The sequence below is a fragment of the Halomonas sp. KX33721 genome, from assembly GCF_001596805.1.
GTDB classification, from domain to species: domain Bacteria; phylum Pseudomonadota; class Gammaproteobacteria; order Pseudomonadales; family Halomonadaceae; genus Vreelandella; species Vreelandella aquamarina.
Map to the genome: position 1 here is coordinate 1 of NZ_LVIA01000068.1, position 2,853 is coordinate 2,853.

Below are 2,853 nucleotides of genomic sequence, written 5' to 3' on the forward strand. Positions count from 1 at the left end.
CCGCGCCCAATGCTTGACCAAGCAACCGATCCTGTTACGCGAGGACAGCGGCTTCGACAGCCAGGCGCACCTGGCGCTTCTCGAACAGCAGCGCCAGGTCTTTGCCGACGAGGGGCGCCGGCTCGACTATGTCGTCAAATGGAACCCGCGTGGCTCGGCCACGGCTGATCGAGATACCTGGCTGGCGGTGGCGGCGGACTACTGGGAAGAGCTGCGCCCTGGCAAACGCCAGGCGCTGTGGACGCAGACCGTCTCGATCCACGACGACAACAAGACCGAATACGTCGTCCAACGCGTGATGCGCCTGGTCGAGCGCACCGCCGATCGCGATGGCCAGTTGCTGCTCGAACCGGACTATGAGTTGGAAGGCTGGTGGACCAGCCTGGACGAGGCGCCGGAGGCGGTGATCAAGCGCTACCAGGCGCATGCCACCCACGAGCAATTCCACAGTGAGATCAAGACCGATCTCGACCTGGAGCGCTTGCCGTCCGGCAAGTTCGCCACCAACGATCTGATCCTGCATCTCGCCCAGTTGGCCTACAACATCCTGCGCCTGATGGGACAGCTGGGCATGACCGGCGAGCTGAGCCCGGTTCGCCACCCGGCCAAGCGGCGCCGGCTGCGCACCGTGCTACAAGAGCTGGTGCACCGTGCGGCTCTCGTGATTCACAAGGCACGGCAGATCATCCTCGACTTCGGGCAGGATATCGGGCGCATGACGGTGCTCAAGACGCTGCGGAGCCGACTGCGTTATCCACGAGGAACGCCATGCTGACCGTCAATCGGCGACACTCTATCCACAAGCAGTTCCAAGCGACACGCGATCGCCAGATATGTCGTGCCTGGCGGGTGGAAAGGCATGACAAAACGGGCCATCAGCACCGATCAGCACGGTGGGTTTTGGCAATAACGGGCTTGCGAAAGCCAGCTTGCACGGGGCGAATGATCAAAAAGTGCTCGCTGGCGGTGATAGGGAAAGTGTCGGCGCCGGCTTCACGGATTCAGGACAATGCTTCCCGTACCAGTGCCCTATCAAGTGGTGAGCTCAACCAAGCACTCTCCCATGCGGTCAAAATGCATATTGTAACCTCGCACGCACTTCATCTCCGCTAGCGCCATTGGCTTGTTCGCCATCCATGTAGCTCATTCCAAGTCGAACATTCTTGTTGGCGTAATAGTTAACGCCCAGTGTTGTTTGCTTACCGTCGGTCGTGGCCAGCCCCACATCACTGTATTTTCCGTCACCATCCTCAAAGCGGGCAATAACTTCCCAGGCTCCTTTGGGCGATGACGGTTCCACTCGCTTGAATACTCCGGCTTTGTAAGGACGGCTTTCGCCGGTGATGATCCAGCCAAGCTGTACGTAATAGCCATCAACATCCACCTGGCCTTCCTCGGAATCGAAATATTCGGCCTGGGCATGGAAGGGCCCGGAAGCGCCGGCGAGCTCCAGATTAAACTTATCGACCTCACCGGCCTGAGTGTCGGCATCACGCGTGGAATAACCCGCACCAAGATGAACAACCATATTGTTCGTTTGAATCGGTGCAACCGTGCCCCGCGCGGTTACTGCCGTGTTATTGAAGTCGTCGCTGCCATCGCCGTTTGCCTCGAAGTAGCCGATACCGTAGGTCCAGTTGTCGCCTTTGCCACTGAGCTGGATGCCGCCGCTGCGACCGGGGGTATAACGCTCGGACATGGCGGATCGCTCAAGGGCCGAGATGTCTTTTGAACTCGTTAATTGTTCCAGGCCGAATGGCTCTTTCTGCTTACCAATAGTCACGGTTGCAGCTGAGCCAAATCCCAGGTAGCGAATGTACAGGTCCTCAGCGTCCCCGCCTTTTTTGCCATCACTCTCAGCCACGTTGAACTGGGCTTTGTACGCCCAGTCGCCAAAGTGGCCCTTGGCGTAGAGGCGTGCCCGGCGCACGTCGAAATCGGTAGTGTCAACACCGTTGGCGTCAGACTGCGTGGCGTCGTAATCCCATTGAAGGCGCCCGCCGAGCTGAAAAGACGCAGAGTTATCCGACACTTTCACTTTGATACCGCTGTCGGTATCGATCACAAGGTCTTCGCCGCTGGTCGTAACAGTTCCGGCCTGTGCGGCGGAAGCTGCAGAAATCGCCAAAGCCAAGCCCAAATATTTCTTGCTCATAGTGGTTTTTTCCTTTCAGTTTGCTTGTGGGTATTGAAGAATCAATGGAAAGTCTATTTGGTAAAGATTGCAGTTTGTTTACAAATGATGCATCGAAACAGGGCATCGGTTCGGGCCTGTGACAGGTTTTGGCGCGCTGCGTGTTGCGGCCCTATTCTTGGTCAAGCTAAGAGTTCGCCGCTTAAGTCCCAGGACTCTGACAAATAACAATGGGTAAGCGGATTAAATGGTTGATCTTACCTTTGCATGAGAGTGAGACAGACCGGCATCTCATCGGATTATCTGGTTGATGCTTCACCTACTGCTGGTGCATGTTTCCTTCGCTAATTCCAGCAAGAACCCCACACGCCTCAACTTCCCGGTCATCGTTGCAACTCGCTCTCAGTGAAACGAGTTGTTTCTCAAGCGCTTGCAGAGCGGTTATCTGCGACCGCACATGAGAGATGTGATCATCGAGCAAGGCGTTGACGGCGGTACAAGGCTGATGAGGGTCGTCCTGATAGCTCTGTAGTTCGTGAATCTCAGCCAGTGACAGGCCCAGGATTCTGCAGCGACGGATGAAGGCCAGCCCCTCACCATGCTTCTCGGTATAGACACGGTAACCGTTGTCCTGCCGATCAGGCGGCGGCAACAAGCCCTGCTGTTCATAGAAGCGGATCGTCTGTGTTTCGACCCCTACCAACTGCGCCAACTGACCA

General features: G+C 56.9%; 3 protein-coding genes. 1 reads left to right on the plus strand and 2 read right to left on the minus strand.

Translation table 11 applies throughout. The features are described from left to right. Positions 1-775 (plus strand): transposase (locus A3220_RS16200; RefSeq protein WP_174524478.1); only part of this gene is annotated, 775 nt, incomplete at its 5' end. A gap of 294 nt (positions 776-1,069) precedes the next feature. On the opposite strand, the gene A3220_RS16205 is transcribed toward A3220_RS16200, so the two are convergent. Continuing rightward, complete coding sequence (locus A3220_RS16205) at positions 1,070-2,155, minus strand: porin (RefSeq protein WP_062375979.1); 1,086 nt, start codon at positions 2,153-2,155, stop codon at positions 1,070-1,072. Between the two features lie 298 nt (positions 2,156-2,453). Continuing rightward, positions 2,454-2,853 (minus strand): Cd(II)/Pb(II)-responsive transcriptional regulator (gene cadR / locus A3220_RS16210; RefSeq protein WP_084812808.1); only part of this gene is annotated, 400 nt, incomplete at its 5' end.